The organism is Pedobacter arcticus A12 (genome assembly GCF_000302595.1).
Classification (GTDB): Bacteria; Bacteroidota; Bacteroidia; order Sphingobacteriales; family Sphingobacteriaceae; genus Pseudopedobacter; species Pseudopedobacter arcticus.
Window position 1 is genome coordinate 289,275 of sequence record NZ_JH947127.1, and the last position, 14,960, is coordinate 304,234.

At 35.5% G+C, this 14,960-nt stretch carries 15 protein-coding genes; 6 read left to right on the forward strand and 9 right to left on the reverse strand.

What is annotated here, in order from left to right; translation table 11 throughout:
- Nucleotide 1 precedes the first annotated feature (1 nt).
- From B176_RS0112835 to B176_RS0112860, 6 genes are all read right to left on the reverse strand, one after another.
- Nucleotides 2-775 carry a class I SAM-dependent methyltransferase gene (locus tag B176_RS0112835; RefSeq protein WP_017259225.1) on the reverse strand — a complete coding sequence of 258 codons (774 nt, stop codon included), beginning with the start codon at nt 773-775 and terminating at the stop codon, nt 2-4.
- Nucleotides 772-1,779: a polysaccharide deacetylase family protein gene (locus B176_RS0112840; protein WP_017259226.1), complete on the reverse strand. Its 1,008-nt coding sequence runs from the start codon at nt 1,777-1,779 to the stop codon at nt 772-774. Before B176_RS0112840 ends, B176_RS0112835 begins: the two co-directional genes overlap by 4 nt.
- 104 nt (nt 1,780-1,883) lie before the next feature.
- Nucleotides 1,884-2,393 carry an energy transducer TonB gene (locus tag B176_RS20335; RefSeq protein ID WP_017259227.1) on the reverse strand — a complete coding sequence of 170 codons (510 nt, stop codon included), beginning with the start codon at nt 2,391-2,393 and terminating at the stop codon, nt 1,884-1,886.
- A 56-nt stretch (nt 2,394-2,449) separates the two neighbouring features.
- Nucleotides 2,450-2,731, reverse strand: coding sequence for a hypothetical protein (locus tag B176_RS0112850; RefSeq protein WP_017259228.1), 282 nt, complete (start codon nt 2,729-2,731; stop codon nt 2,450-2,452).
- 145 nt (nt 2,732-2,876) lie between these two features.
- Nucleotides 2,877-3,923 (reverse strand): porin, encoded by a 1,047-nt coding sequence (locus tag B176_RS0112855; protein ID WP_017259229.1) that lies wholly within the window; start codon nt 3,921-3,923, stop codon nt 2,877-2,879.
- Nucleotides 3,924-4,042: 119 nt separating this feature from the next.
- Nucleotides 4,043-5,350 carry an ammonium transporter gene (locus B176_RS0112860; RefSeq protein WP_017259230.1) on the reverse strand — a complete coding sequence of 436 codons (1,308 nt, stop codon included), beginning with the start codon at nt 5,348-5,350 and terminating at the stop codon, nt 4,043-4,045.
- Nucleotides 5,351-5,847: 497 nt separating this feature from the next.
- Between B176_RS0112860 and B176_RS0112865 the strand changes: the two genes are divergently transcribed.
- Entirely contained in the window at nt 5,848-8,022 is a 2,175-nt protein-coding gene (locus B176_RS0112865; protein ID WP_017259231.1) for a glutamine synthetase III family protein, read from the forward strand.
- 53 nt (nt 8,023-8,075) lie between these two features.
- On the opposite strand, the gene B176_RS0112870 is transcribed toward B176_RS0112865, so the two are convergent.
- The 3 genes from B176_RS0112870 to B176_RS0112880 form a co-directional block, all read right to left on the reverse strand.
- On the reverse strand, nt 8,076-8,945 hold the full coding sequence (locus B176_RS0112870; protein ID WP_202803325.1) for an IS3 family transposase: 870 nt from the start codon (nt 8,943-8,945) through the stop codon (nt 8,076-8,078).
- On the reverse strand, nt 8,942-9,376 hold the full coding sequence (locus tag B176_RS21285; RefSeq protein ID WP_017256978.1) for a transposase: 435 nt from the start codon (nt 9,374-9,376) through the stop codon (nt 8,942-8,944). Before B176_RS21285 ends, B176_RS0112870 begins: the two co-directional genes overlap by 4 nt.
- A gap of 304 nt (nt 9,377-9,680) precedes the next feature.
- Entirely contained in the window at nt 9,681-10,661 is a 981-nt protein-coding gene (locus B176_RS0112880) for an acyl-ACP desaturase (protein WP_017259232.1), read from the reverse strand.
- Nucleotides 10,662-11,030: 369 nt separating this feature from the next.
- Here B176_RS0112880 and B176_RS0112885 point away from each other — a divergent pair, with 369 nt between their 5' ends.
- From B176_RS0112885 to porD, 5 genes are all read left to right on the forward strand, one after another.
- Nucleotides 11,031-11,486, forward strand: a complete 456-nt coding sequence (locus B176_RS0112885) for a hypothetical protein (RefSeq protein WP_017259233.1) — start codon at nt 11,031-11,033, stop codon at nt 11,484-11,486.
- Nucleotides 11,487-11,656: 170 nt separating this feature from the next.
- Nucleotides 11,657-12,517 (forward strand): outer membrane protein assembly factor BamD, encoded by an 861-nt coding sequence (locus B176_RS0112890; RefSeq protein ID WP_017259234.1) that lies wholly within the window; start codon nt 11,657-11,659, stop codon nt 12,515-12,517.
- The gene (locus B176_RS0112895) at nt 12,507-12,842 is read left to right on the forward strand and encodes a DNA-directed RNA polymerase subunit omega (protein ID WP_017259235.1); all 336 of its coding nucleotides are present in this window, start codon (nt 12,507-12,509) and stop codon (nt 12,840-12,842) included. Before B176_RS0112890 ends, B176_RS0112895 begins: the two co-directional genes overlap by 11 nt.
- Nucleotides 12,843-12,868: 26 nt before the next feature.
- Nucleotides 12,869-14,059, forward strand: a complete 1,191-nt coding sequence (gene coaBC, locus B176_RS0112900; protein WP_017259236.1) for a bifunctional phosphopantothenoylcysteine decarboxylase/phosphopantothenate--cysteine ligase CoaBC — start codon at nt 12,869-12,871, stop codon at nt 14,057-14,059.
- Complete coding sequence (gene porD, locus B176_RS0112905; RefSeq protein WP_017259237.1) at nt 14,056-14,952, forward strand: type IX secretion system protein PorD; 897 nt, start codon at nt 14,056-14,058, stop codon at nt 14,950-14,952. The genes coaBC and porD overlap by 4 nt, the downstream gene beginning before the upstream one ends.
- The last annotated feature ends 8 nt before the right edge of the window (nt 14,953-14,960 follow it).

Here is a 14,960-nt window from a genome sequence, read left to right on the forward strand (position 1 = left end):
GTTACTTATCTAATTTTTCAATAACGAAAAACAACTCTCTTTCTTTATTTCCTAGACTCTGTCTTTTATTCTCCTCTTTACTATATTTTAACGAGTAATCTACCATCTCAATTTTAACATTTTTTCTCGCAAGTCTTTCTCTAAAATCTAGACCATGGAGACGAAGTAGGTCTTTTTCACCATAAAATTTCAATCTTTCATCTTCTGAAGAAACACCGCTCAGCTCTAAAGTTTCAAACTCTTTCAAATTAATAACCGTATTTATTATTGCCGTTCCTCCAATTTTCAGAACTCTATAAATCTCATCAATCGCCTTAATTTCATCAGCAACATGTCCTAAAACACAGCAACAAATCACATAATCAAAAACTGTATCTTTAAAAGTCAAGCTCTGAATATCTTGTTGAATATCTGCTACAGATGGATCAAGATCTGACGAAACATAATCATTCTTAAGTGAGTTTCTTAATTTCTTACTTAGCATGTACTCAGGTGCAAAATGGAGCGTCTTCTTTTTTTTAATAAATATGTCTGTTTCGTTCAGCAAGTATAAATTTAAAAGCCTTGTTCTTTCTAAAGAAGCACAATAAGGACACATTGCATTCTTTCTAGATACGTTTCCGTACGGCAAAAATTTTCTAAAAGAACGATTACAGCAAACACAGTAAAAATTGCTGCCAAAAAAAAACAGCGCCCTCAAGTTATTTTTAAAAAGACGTAGTTCCATTCTATTTTCAAAGGACAGATAACTTTTGATTCTTTCCTTAACCCTCATGATCTTTTAATTATATTTTGATTGAACAAATTTAAAATCAAAAGTTTCAAACAGTTTCTTTTTAAAATCTCTTCCGCAGATGAATTATCTTCCTCGATAGCAATTCTCTGAAAGTTGTTTGAGAATTTATCTTTTCTAAGCCCGAAAGTTCCAAAAGACATATCGACAAAATTCCTTTCATAGATTGTCTCAAAAAAACGGTTAGAAACACCAATATCTGAAAAAGGAAAAGCAAACAGGTTTAACCTTGTATTGAAATTTCTTCTTACAAAATCTAAACTTTCAGTGGTTTGAATAAATTGATCCTCGATAGTAATCTCACTAAATCTCGGATGATCTATACTATGTGCGCCAACAGTAAAGCCTTTATCAACTAACCACCGTACATCTTCTGAAGTAAGGTACGGTTCAGATTTTAAAAAAGAATCAAAATCCAAATCTAATAACTCGGCTATATCATCTAAAACATTCGCATTAGAATACTTTATATTTAGCAGTTTTTCACGAGATGTCTTTCCTACAATATCTCCAAGCTTAGTTTCGACAATTTGAACAGTAGCTTTCGAAAAATTTTTCGCTTTCAAAGCCTCAATAATCAAAGATGTTTTAAATCTATAAAACAATGCCTTATTATCAATAAATCCTGAATTTAGAAAGAACGTAGCATGAACTCCTTTTCTTAACAAGATTGGCGCTATAATATCCCTAACCTGTTTCAGTCCATCATCAAAAGTTAAATGAAATCTAGGTTCGCTAATTATTTCTTTGCTGTTGATAAGTTTAAAAACACTTTCAATACTCTCAGATTTGAAATTCTTGGTAAAAAATGTAAGATCCGTTTCAAACTCATTTACTGTTCTACATTTGTAGAGGTTATCAATATGGGGTAAGCGTTTATCACTAACAGTGTGATAGAGTGGAAAGATAATCTTTGTATTCGCTTTTTCTATTAAAGAGTCTAATCTAAATACATTTAAAAACGGATTAACTGCTGTATTGAACACTTTAATATTTTTTTATATTAGTTATGACCGTTTTCTATAAATTCAAATATAAAACAAAAGCCACAACTATCGAAAATTGTGGCTTTTAAATATCTCTTAGCTGGTCACTCCATCCTAAAAACAACCGGCATCATATACGCTACCCTAACCGCTCTTCCATTCTGCATACCGGGTTTCCAAAAAGGAGATTTTTTGATCACACGCATCGCTTCTTCATCACATCCACCACCAATTCCCTTAATAACTTTCAAATTAGAAATCTCTCCATTCTTCTCTACAACAAAAGACACCAATACTTTGCCACTTACTCCTCCTTCTGTAGCCATCACCGGATATTTTAAATTTTTTGTTAAAAACTTAGCCCAAGCGCTCATTCCTCCAGGGAATTCCGGCATAGCTTCTAAAAATTCGGTGCCATAAATCTCTGTTCCTCCTATCGAGCCTTCGCCTGTTGCGTTAGCATTTCCTATACCACTTCCATTATCAGTGGCTCCTGCGGTTAAACCTACACTTGTTTGCGAACCGATTATACTTTCTGCAATCTGCTTACTTGTTGGTACTTCTGCCACAACCAACTCATCTCGAACAGGATTTAGTTTTCCTGAAAACTTCACGGATTGTAAGTCTGATTTCTCCAAATTAATTGCTGGTGCAGAAGATTCTTTAACAACTAGCTGAGGTTTGGGTTCAACAATCTCAATGGGATAACATGAACTACATCGGGATCAACTGAAGGAGTGACGCCAACTATCGAGTTATCCAATTCTGTTTTATTGCTAAGGGAAGAGAATAAAACAGCTCCCCCAAAAATAAAACCGGTTATCAATAAAGATTTGAATAAATAACTTCCAGCGTCTCTTCTAAGAACATAAGCTCCATAAGACTGGTTTCTGTTTTCAAAAACAAGATTAAGCCACTCAACCTTGTTCACATCAATTTTAGAAAATATCATAGCGGTAAGGATTTATTTATCATATAACGATATATATTTTACAGTATTATTTAAGTTGAAATATTTTTGTTACAATACTTTCCGAAAACAAAAAACCCTCAGCTAAAATAGCTAAGGGAATCATTTTTAAAATTTACTGTGTTCGTTAAAATGCGTAAACTACTGCTAAAGAAAGCTGAGATGCTGATTTTGTAGGCATTCCATTTTCTTTCAAAAACATATTTGCACTTCCGTTATCCAATCTAAATTCTGGAATAAAAGTTAAACCACCGCTTTTTAAATTAGCGGTTAAGGTTAATGCAGTTACAGATTCATCAGCCGCAGGACCAGAAGGAACAGCATCATAAGCAGAATTTTTCTTTCCTTTAAAGTATTCACCACGTAAACCTAATGCAAAAGCATCGCTTACATTAAATGATGGATATAACGCAACTCCTGTATATCCCTCATCGTTACCAATTCCTGAAAAGTCGGCTCCGTTTAAACCTAATTTGAATTTGCTTGTGATTTGGTATGCGGTTGTTAAATCATAAATAGTTCCACACTCAGACCCTGTTAAAACATTTAGATAAGCTGTCCAGCCTTCAACTGGTGATATTGTCAACTGACCACCAATTGCGTTTACACCAAAGGAAGGATTAGCGGTATAAGAATTCCATGAATCGTTAAACAAGCCAACCATTACGCCAACTTTATCAGATATTGCATAATTAGCTTTGATACCTGCATTTTGGAAAGGTCCGTTTGTAAACAGATACGATGTTGAATAGTTGAAATTTCCGACTGGCGATATCACCTCATAACCGATAAAAGTCCCCATAAACCCTGCAGTCATGCTAAATTTATCTGTAAAGGCATAGCTTGCATATAAATTTTGAATATGGAAAGAGCTTGTTCCGCCGTCGCCGGGTAAAATCGACTGTCCCTGACCTCGCGGACCAAAAGAAAGTTCACCTACAAAAGAGGATTTACCCGTTTTCTTTTTTAAGGCAATATCAATCATTCCCAAAGAAATCGAGTTTTGATCAGTAGCAAAACTGGTAGGGATATTCGCATTCTTTGAGAAATCATATTTATAATATGCGTCTATAGAACCCGAAATTTCTAAAGGTGCGCTGGTAGAATCTGTTTGGGCGTTTGCACCAAATGAAACTATAAGGACTAAGATTAAAGTTAATAGTTGCTTTTTCATTTTTGATTTGTTTAAGGTTTTCGTTGTTAAGGATATAGTACTGTGTACTTTTACTGTGTACTTTTTACTTTTTACTATGTAATTTTTACTATGTAATTTTTACTTTTTAATTTGAAACATTATAACTCTTCGTCATGTTGCGAAACATCTAATCCAGCTAGTTCATCCTCAGCAGAAACCCTCAATGGTATAATTAAGTCGGTTATCTTTAATAAGAGAAACGAGCCTACAAAAGCGAAAAGAGAAACACCAACTAGCGCAACTAAGTGGACAACAAACAATTTGGTTTCTCCGTAGAACAATCCATTACCAGTTGTATTGGCCGGATTAACATTCTGACTTGCGAAAACACCGGTCAAAAGCATACCTACCATTCCTCCTACCCCATGGCAAGGAAAAACGTCTAAAGTATCATCGATATTTGTTTTTGATCTCCAGATCACCACCAGGTTACTTACTATTGCAGCTACAAATCCGATGATTAAAGAACTTGTGATTGTTACAAACCCCGCCGCAGGAGTAATTGCTACCAAACCTACAACCGCACCGATACAGGCTCCAACAGCTGTCGGTTTTTTACCTCTTAAAATATCGAAGAAAATCCACGTTATCGCAGCAGCAGCAGAAGCAGTGGTGGTTGTAGCTAAAGCGGTAGCTGCTAAAACATTTGCGCCACCTGCTGAACCTGCATTAAAACCAAACCAGCCAAACCAAAGTAAACCAGTTCCTAATATTACATAGCTGATTCTAGCAGGTGTATGGTCTGCCGAATTTCTTTTCTTAAAAAATAATGCAGCAGCAAGCGCAGCCCAACCAGCCGACATGTGAACTACCGTTCCGCCAGCAAAATCCAGCACACCGTAATTAAATAGAATACCTTGTGGATGCCATGTAGAATGTGCTAATGGCGCATAGATAAAGATTACAAACAGCGTAATAAATAATAGGTAAGCATTAAACTTAATACGTTCCGCAAATGCACCTGTAATTAAAGCCGGCGTAATAACCGCAAACTTTAACTGAAACATCGCAAATAAAATTAGCGGTACTGTGGGCATCAAAGACCAAGAAGCAAGGCCTAAAGTGTCTTTCATCATAAAGAAAGTCCTCGGATCTCCTATAATACCGCCAATATCATTTCCAAAGGCTAAACTAAAACCCACAACCACCCAAATTATGGTTACAATTCCCATAGAAACAAAACTTTGCAACATGGTAGAAATAACATTCTTCTTTCTAACCATTCCGCCGTAGAAAAATGCTAGTCCTGGGGTCATTAATAAAACCAATGCAGTCGAAACCAGTAGCCAGGCGGTATCACCCGTATCAATCTTAGTGTCCTTAATATCTAAGATATTTCCATTAGGGAAAATAAAACAGAGAACAGCAATAATTGACAATACTAAAAAGGGAATAATTTTTTTCATCTTCATTTGTTTTAAAATTTTAGTTCAAATTAATATTAACCAAAATACTATTATCAATGTTTATTATATATCTAATTGATTAAACAAAAAATAACGTATTTTTTTTTTACTAAAGTCAACATTTATATAAAAACACAAAAATAAAAATGAGTATTATCAATATTTTTATAATAAAATAAAATATAACATTAAAAATAAACACAATTTTACATTATTTACAATACAAAAAGTAAAAATTTAACATTTCTTTAAAAGAAATAACGTGGAAAAAATCATAAATAATAGATAACGATCCATTTTTGCATCAAAAACAACAGAAAAAACTCACTTATTAACCAAAACCATCAAACAAACAACAGTTATTCAGTAATATTTTCAATAAAAAATAGAAATAGTTGATTTTTTTTGAAAAAAAATATAAAAAACTCACAAAATCACATTACTTTTATCCCATTCTTTAAAAAAAATAGTTTTTAACTCATAAAAAACACCTCAAAATGTCAACAATTAGATTTCAAGCACTTCAATCGGTATTGGGCAGAACAATACCAGAAGTTAAAGCACCATCTACAAAAATTTCTGACTACTACGGTAAAAACGTTTTCAATAAACCAAAAATGAAAGCCTATATGTCTAAAGAGGCTTTTGAGGCTATCGTTAACGCAGGCGAAAACGGAACACCTATTGAAAGAGACATTGCGGAAAACATTGCTGCCGCAATGAAATCTTGGGCAATGAGCCAAGGAGTAACACATTACACACACTGGTTCCAGCCTTTAACTGGTACAACTGCAGAAAAACACGATTCATTTTTTGAACCTGCGCCGGACGGTTCTCCTTTAGAAAAATTTTCTGCAGATGCTTTGGTACAACAAGAGCCAGACGCTTCAAGTTTTCCTAACGGAGGCATAAGAAGTACTTTTGAAGCTCGTGGCTATACCGCTTGGGACCCAAGTTCTCCGGCTTTTATATTTAGAGGCACACTTTGTATCCCAACAGTATTTGTATCATACACCGGCGAGGCGTTAGATTATAAAGCTCCTTTATTAAAAGCATTATCTGTATTGGATAAAGCCGCAGTTGATGTTTGTAGTTATTTTGACAAAGGTGTAACTAAGGTTAATGTTTCATTAGGTATTGAACAAGAATACTTTTTAGTTGATTTAGCCTTATTTAATGCAAGACCAGATTTACTATTAACAGGAAGAACACTTTTCGGTCATTCATCTGCAAAAAACCAACAACTAGAAGATCATTATTTTGGTTCAATACCAGAAAGAGTACTTGCTTACATGCAGGATTTCGAAATTGAAGCCTTACAATTAGGTATTCCATTAAAAACTCGCCATAACGAAGTTGCTCCTTCCCAATTTGAGTGCGCTCCTTTATATGAGGAAATAAACTTAGCCATTGACCACAATCAATTGTTGATGGATTTGATGGATAAAGTTGCAAAAAGACACCACTTTAAAGTTTTATTGCATGAAAAACCTTATGCGGGTGTAAACGGTTCTGGAAAGCACAATAACTGGTCTTTAATTACAGATACTGGTAAAAACCTTTTAGCGCCTGGCAAAACACCAAAAAACAATTTGATGTTTTTAACATTCTTTGTTAATACCATTAAAGCAGTTCATGAGCATGCCGATTTATTAAGAGCATCTATCGCGTCTGTACATAACGATCATCGTTTGGGAGCAAACGAAGCACCTCCGGCAATTATTTCTATATTCTTAGGAAGCCAGCTGAATGATATTCTTGACGAAATCGAAAGTCCAAAAATTGCTAAAAAAGTTAAAGACGAAAACTTAATGTGGGTTGGTATTCCAAAAATACCTAACATTTTGTTTGACAATACGGATAGAAACAGAACTTCACCTTTCGCTTTTACAGGCAACAAGTTCGAGTTAAGAGCGGTTGGCTCATCAGCCAATTCATCTAGCCCGATGACCATTTTGAATACCATCATGGCAGAACAGCTGGTAAAATTTAAGATTGATGTTGACAAACTGATTAAAAAAGGCGAGAAAAAAGATCTTGCTATCGTTAACGTACTTAGAAAGTATATTAAAGAATCAAAAAGTATCCGCTTTGAAGGCAATGGCTACAGTGATGAGTGGGCAGAAGAAGCTAAAAAACGTGGTTTATCAAACATCAAAACCACACCAAAAGCCTTAGACGCTTTAAGTTCAGAAAAATCTATAAAATTATTCCATGAGACCGGAGTTTTCACATCAAGAGAAGCACATGCCCGTCATGAAATTTTATTAGAAGACTATTACAAAAAGTTACAGATTGAAGGTCGTGTAATTGGCGAAATGGTAACAAACGTAATTATCCCGTCTGCAATAATTTACCAAAACACGCTTATCCAAAACGTTAAAGGTCTGCAAGACATCGGTTTAGAGGAGGAAAACTACAGCGCACAAATCTTGATCATCAAAGAAATATCAAAACATGTAAACTTTATTAAAGACAACGTACATGCGATGATTGAGGAGCGTAAAATAGCTAACAAAATGGAAAGCTCTCGCGATAAAGCAATAGCTTACGATGAGAAAGTAAAATCATACTTTGCACCAATCCGTTACCATGTTGACAAATTAGAGTTAATGGTTGATGATAACCTTTGGCCTTTACCAAAGTTTAGAGAACTATTGTTTATCAAATAAAGTATAATGTCTCGTCCTGAAATAGCGTTACAGTTTTTACAAGAATAATAATTTTAAATAGCATTGTGGTTTTCCACGATGCTATTTTTTGTTTTATACGTTCTGATTCTAACAGTTCTTTGTCTGTGCATCTGATCTGGAGTATTCATGAAACAACTCCAATGTGGTCTTTCCCCATTGTAAATATCGATTGATTGGGCAATCAGTTTTTTCATCAATTGTATGTCAGTTATCTGAATTCCACGAATAAATTCCTGTTTCAGTATCCCATTGATCCGTTCAGCGGCTGCATTTTGATAGGGGTCGTATCTTTCCGTCATGCTGCACAGAATTCGGCTGTCAGCCAATAGTCCCTGATACTCATCGCAGCAATATTGCAGTCCCCTGTCAGAGTGATGTATCAGCTCTTCATCTTTGAATCTGCGGTTTTTCAGGGCGTGTTTAATTGCACAGACCGCTCCGGTGGCATGAAGACTTTCTGAAACGTCATGCCCCATAATCCTCTTGGAATAGAGATCTGTTACAAGGGACAGGTACATCGGGTTCTTTCTTGTCCCGATGTAGGTAATGTCTGATACCCAGACCTGTTCGGGTCTGTCCACCCTGAGATGTTCAACCAAATTTTTATGCTTACGGAATCTGTGATGGGAATCTGTAGTGATGTGATATTGCCTTTTGGGAACAATGTCCAGATGGTTGGCTTTCATTATCCTGAAAAGTTTATCCCTTCCGATTCCTAGGTTCTGTAACTCTGGACAAAGCATATGGTAGAGTTTCCGGGTGCCTAGCCTGGGCATACGCATGCGCACTTCCAGCACCAGTGCTGTTACTTTTTGGGCAACAGTTCTTTTGTTATTCAGTGAATTTATAGCCCGGTAATAAAGTTGTCTGTTCATCCCAAGCAATCTACAGACGCCGCTCAACGATTCTTTTTGTTCTGACTTGAACCGCTGGACTGTTTGGGTAAGTACTTTTTTCTGATGGGGATATTGAATTCTTCTTCCGCAATATCTATCATCATATCAAAGAAGATGGCTTTCTTATCCGTGAAATCAAGCTTTTTCTCCAGTTCGGCTTTCTGCTTCTCTAGCAGTTTTACTTTCTGCTCCAGTTCTAGGAGTTTCTGTTCGGGGCTTTTTGACATAGTCTGAGGGGTCCTGTTTTCCCAATCAAAGTTACCATGTTTTCTCAGCCAATTACTAATTGTGGCATCTCCCTGAATACCGTATTTGCGTTGAGCTTCCTTTTTCCCTAAAAGCCCACGTTCGATCTCCTCAATCACCTTCAGCTTAAAAGAAAAACTGTAATCTTTCGAACTTCTTCTAACATGTTCATTCTCTGCTTCTTCTTTCATAACATTACTTTTTGTGTAACGCTATTTCAGGACGGGACATAAACTGAAAAGCAAAAGCCGTTTCTATTTAAAGGAACGGCTTTTTTTTGTTTATATATTTAGGGCGGCGTTTCCGCTAAAAAAGCGGGCGGGCTATCCGCTCATACTGCGCAAGGCCTTAGCCACAAAGCCTGTATCCGCTGCTATCCCTAACCGTAAATTTCACTTCCTAAAAATCGGGTCTCTAAAAAGCAAAAGCTAACCCCCAACAAAAAAGCTCCTTAATCAATAATCAAGGAGCTTTTTGTATATGTTAAAAATGAGTCTAAGCGATAATCCAGCTAAACTTATATTCTAAATTTGGAACTTTTATACGATCGGCAATTCTTGTTAAACGATTAGGTAAAGCAACCACGTAATCGCGGGCTTTTTCTCCGGCCTCGTTCAAGTCTTTCATGCTTTCCACATTCCAATCTTCAATTAAATTTTTCAGAATATCAACATAATCTACTGCTGTATAAACACCTAAACGTTGGGCTGCATCTGTAAAGTGACCGAAAGTATGGCCAATGTTAGTGCCTAGCTCTCTTAAAAAATGAGCTGGCATTACAATTTTTTTTCGCATCATATCTTCAAAAGCAATCATCACTTCACTAGCATCAACCTCAAACGCTTTACTGATAAACGCTTTATAAGCTTTAGCATGACGAGCTTCATCTGCAGCAATTACACCGCACATTTTCGAAAGTTGCTTATCGCCAGAATTTTTAGCCAACTGAGCAACCCTTCTGTGAGAAATATTAGTTGCAATTTCTTGAAAAGAGGTATAAATAAAGTTTCTATACGGGTCGTAACCTGTACCAATATCAAAACCATCCTGAATCAAGTATTGAGTAGATGCTTCCATCGCTCTCATGTTAATCCTTCCGGATAGGTAAAGGTATTTATTCAACAAATCCCCATGGCGATTCTCCTCCGCAGTCCAAGCCCTCACCCATTTCATCCAACCACCTTGTTCGCTTCTAGAAATATCATCAACCATAGTTAACCATGATTCGTAGGTTGGCAAAGCTTCTTCTGTAATGGTATCACCAACCAAAACTGCCATTAAATCATAAGAAAGTTCATTTGCATTGCCTTGCAAATCTTTAACTTCATCAAAAAAAGTATCTTTGCTGGCATCTGGCAAAAAATCTGCAGGTTGCCACATATCTTCAACCGGCTTTAAATAATCAGCCATTTCGTTCACCATAAAAGGCTCCAAATAACTCATTACTTCTCTTCTCGATCCAACAGGTAATTCCATCATAAAACAATTAAAATTCAAATATAAGTATTCTTGCTACAATTCTATTTACAATACCGCATTTTAATAGATAATGTTTTAATAAATTTGATTGCTATATATTAAGCTAACAATCCGTTATGCTATAATTAAACGCAAAAAAGAAGCCAACACACACAAAGCCACAATAATGAATCATAAATACTGGAGTAACTTACCGCACAATTGTAAATTCCTTAGGACTGAAAGTGCATAAAGAATTTGATGAGTGGAATTGGATTAGATATCTTTATCACATCCAAAACAATACGCGGTCGTTAAAAACAGATCAACCAAGAGGTAGCCAGGCATTCATTTTTAATTAACTTATCACCTTTAATCAACTTTATTATGCAATTCACTAATTTATTAAAACCAACTATTTTAGGTCTGTTATGCCTAACTTTTGCTTTCACAGCTTGTAACAACCATAAAAAACAGCAAGAGGACTTGCAGCAATCTGTAATTGCCGTACATGATAGTGTAATGATGGATATGGGTGCTTTGATGGAAAAAAAGATAGCAGCAAATAAAATGCTTACTCAGCTTGATAGCCTAAAGTCAAAAAAAACAAGCCTAGATACCGCTAAAGTACGTACAGACTTAACACAGGTTATCAAAGAACTCGCTTCCGCAGATGATGCAATGATGACTTGGATGCACAACTTCAACCCCGATTACACGGGTAAATCTCATGAAGAAGTCATGGACTATTTAAATGACCAGAAGCTAAAAATAAACGCTGTAGACAGTGCTATCAAATCAATTATCTTTAAAAGCGATTCGGTAATCTCAAAATACAGATAAATACAGAGGTTTGATGAACAACGTATAGAATAATGGAGTAAACGAATTCAATCATTCTATACATCGCGTTAAATTTTGTTAATTATCTCTCAAGCTGAAAGAATTATTTTAGTTTAGCATTTCATATATTTTACAATTGACATTATTATTTATTAACCTATCTTTGCAGCATGTTTAAAAACAAGGGCTTAGCAGTATTAAGCTTATTTATATTATTTACTGTCGTTTTTACAGGCTGTAAAAGCAGATTTGAGAAGCTGAGAGCAAGTACTGATGTTGCGAAAAAATACCAGGAAGCTATCCGTTTATACAACAAGAAAGATTATTCTAAAGCATTAGTTTTATTTGACGATTTAGTACAGCGATATAGAGGAAGGTCAGAATCTGAAGACCTTTACTACTATTATGCTTATACAAATTACAAATTAAAAGACTATTTATCAGCAAGATATCATTTCAAAACATTTGCAGATACTTATCCAAGTAGTCCCAAAGCAGAGGAATGTCGTTTTTTAGCAGCTTATTGCTTTTATTTAGATTCACCTAATTATTCGCTAGATCAAGACAATACCTATAAGGCAATAGAATCTTTACAACTGTTTATCAACCTTTACCCAAAGAGCGAACGTGTTGCAGAAGCTAGCAAACTGATTGCTGATTTAAGAGAGAAATTGGAGCGAAAATCATTTGAGAATGCAAAACTATTCTTAGATATTGGAGATTATCAAGCGGCTGTAATTGCTTTCAGGAATTCAGCAAAAGACTTTCCCGACACTAAATATGCGGAAGAAATGGAATACCTGACCATACAAGCGCAATATTTATACGCAAAAAACAGTTTAGAAACCAAACAAGAGGATAGGTATAACGAAGCTATCGAAGAATATGGTAGATTTGTAGAAAGATACCCAAAAAGTACTTTTTCAAAAGAAGCAGAAGACCTAAAAACAGCTTCTTTAAAAGGGATAGAAAAAACAAAAGAAACTTTAGCAGCCTACGGCTATAAAACCAAGCAAGAAGATGAACAATAAAGATGTAAATAAGCCAACTGTTTCAAATACAACAGTTACCAGAGATTTAAGAGAATTTGATATTGAAACGCACAACGTTTACGAATCTTTAGTAGTAATCAGCAAAAGAGCAAACCAAATTGCAGCAAATGTAAAAGAAGAATTACATAGTAAATTAGCCGAATTTGCAAGCTCAAATGACAATTTAGAAGAGATTTTTGAAAACAGAGAGCAAATTGAGATTTCTAAGCATTACGAAAGAATGCCAAAACCATCTCTAGTTGCTATCGATGAATTTCTTCACGGTAAAGTTTATCACAGAAATCCAGCAAAAGAACAAAAGTAATTGTTCTATATTTGAGCATGTCCACAATGCTTAAAGACAAAAATATACTCCTTGGCGTTTGCGGCAGCATTGCAAGTTATAAATCGGCAGAAATTGTTAGGTTATTTGTAAAAGCTGGTGCAAACGTAAAGGTGGTAATGACAAAAGATGCAACTTCTTTTATCACCCCGCTTACCCTTTCCACTTTATCCAAAAATCAAGTTTACAGCACTTATGCCAATACCGAAACAGGTACTTGGAATAATCATGTAGAATTAGCGTTATGGGCAGATTTTATATTAATAGCACCCGCTACTGCAAATTCTTTAGCCAAATTCGCCAACGGGATCTGTGATAATCTATTAACCGCTGTTTATCTGTCGGCAAAATGCAATGTATATGTAGCTCCAGCAATGGATTTAGATATGTGGAAGCATAAAAGCACCCAAAACAATATCGAAAAACTCAAAAGCTACGCTAACATTATCATTGCACCATCAAACGGAGAGCTTGCAAGTGGTTTACACGGCGAAGGACGATTAGCTGAACCTCAAGAAATTTTTAATTTTATTGCTAACGATTTAGGTGCAAGCCAACCCTTAAAAAATAAAAAAGCTTTAGTTACCGCCGGACCTACATTTGAAGCGATTGACCCAGTGAGGTTTATTGGAAACCATTCATCCGGAAAAATGGGTTACGCCATTGCTAAAGAATTACAAAAACAGGGCGCCGAAGTAACTTTAATAAGTGGTCCAACCAGTTTAACCGCACCAGACGGAATTAAAGTGGTAAATATTACTTCCGCATCCGAAATGCTTTACGCTTGCCAAAAAGCGTTTAATACTACCGATATTTGCGTAATGAGTGCGGCCGTTGCCGATTATACACCACAAGAAGTTGCATCGCAAAAAATCAAAAAAAATACCGACGAATTTTCTATCAATTTAAAGAAAACCACTGACATTCTTTTTACCTTAGGTGAAGCAAAAAAGAACCAGATTTTAGTCGGCTTTGCCTTAGAAACAAACAACGAAGAAGAAAACGCAATCACGAAATTACAACGTAAAAACCTCGACTTCATCGTACTCAACTCATTAAATGATTCAGGCGCAGGTTTTAAAACCAACACCAACAAAATCACAATTATTGATAAGAACTTAGTTAAAACAGAGTTTATTTTAAAATCTAAAGAAGAAGTTGCTAAAGACATTTGCAACAAAGTAGCATCGTTGATATGAAGAAACTAATTGCTTTTATACTCTGTTTTTTGTCGTTGCACACGTTTGCCCAGGATTTAAACTGCAGGGTACAAATTTTATCACCACAAATCCAAAACACCAACAAAAAGGCTTTAGACGATTTACAGATTACAATTAGTGAATTTTTGAACAACAGGAAGTGGGCCGATTTCGAATTAAAATCTCAAGAAAGAATTGACTGTAATTTGGTAATAACCCTTAAAAACTGGGATGGTGGTAGTAATTTTCAGGGCGAAGCCCAAGTTTTGAGCAGCAGACCAGTTTTTGGCAGTTCGTACAACACTACCCTATTAAATCTAAATGATAAAAACTTTGATTTTAACTATACAGAAGGACAACCTTTAGATTATTCAGAGCAGAGCTATCAAAATAATTTAAGTTCTATGCTGGCATTTTATGCCTATATAATTATTGGTTTCGATTCGGACTCGTTTTCAAAATTAGGAGGAGCCACTTATTACACAAAAGCCCAAACAATAGTTAATAATGCACAAAACGCTCCTTTTCCGGGGTGGAAAGCTTTTGAGAATTTGAAAAATAGGTATTGGCTGGTCGAAAACATCAACAATAAAAGCTTTTTACCCATCAGAAATATCTTGTACAGCTACCATAGGTTAGGGTTAGATATCATGAGCGAAGATATCATCAAGGGACGAAAAGTGATTGCTGAAACATTGCCACAGCTTGCGGAGCTTGACAAACAAAAGCAAAGTTCTATGCTAAACCAGGTTTTCTTTCTAGCTAAAGCAGATGAAATAGTTGATATTTTTAGTAAAGGGAACCCAATGGAGCGGACTAAAATATACAACTTAATGGTTGATGCCGATCCAACAAATACCTCAAAATACGAGGAATTAAAGAAAATCAAATAGCACACATT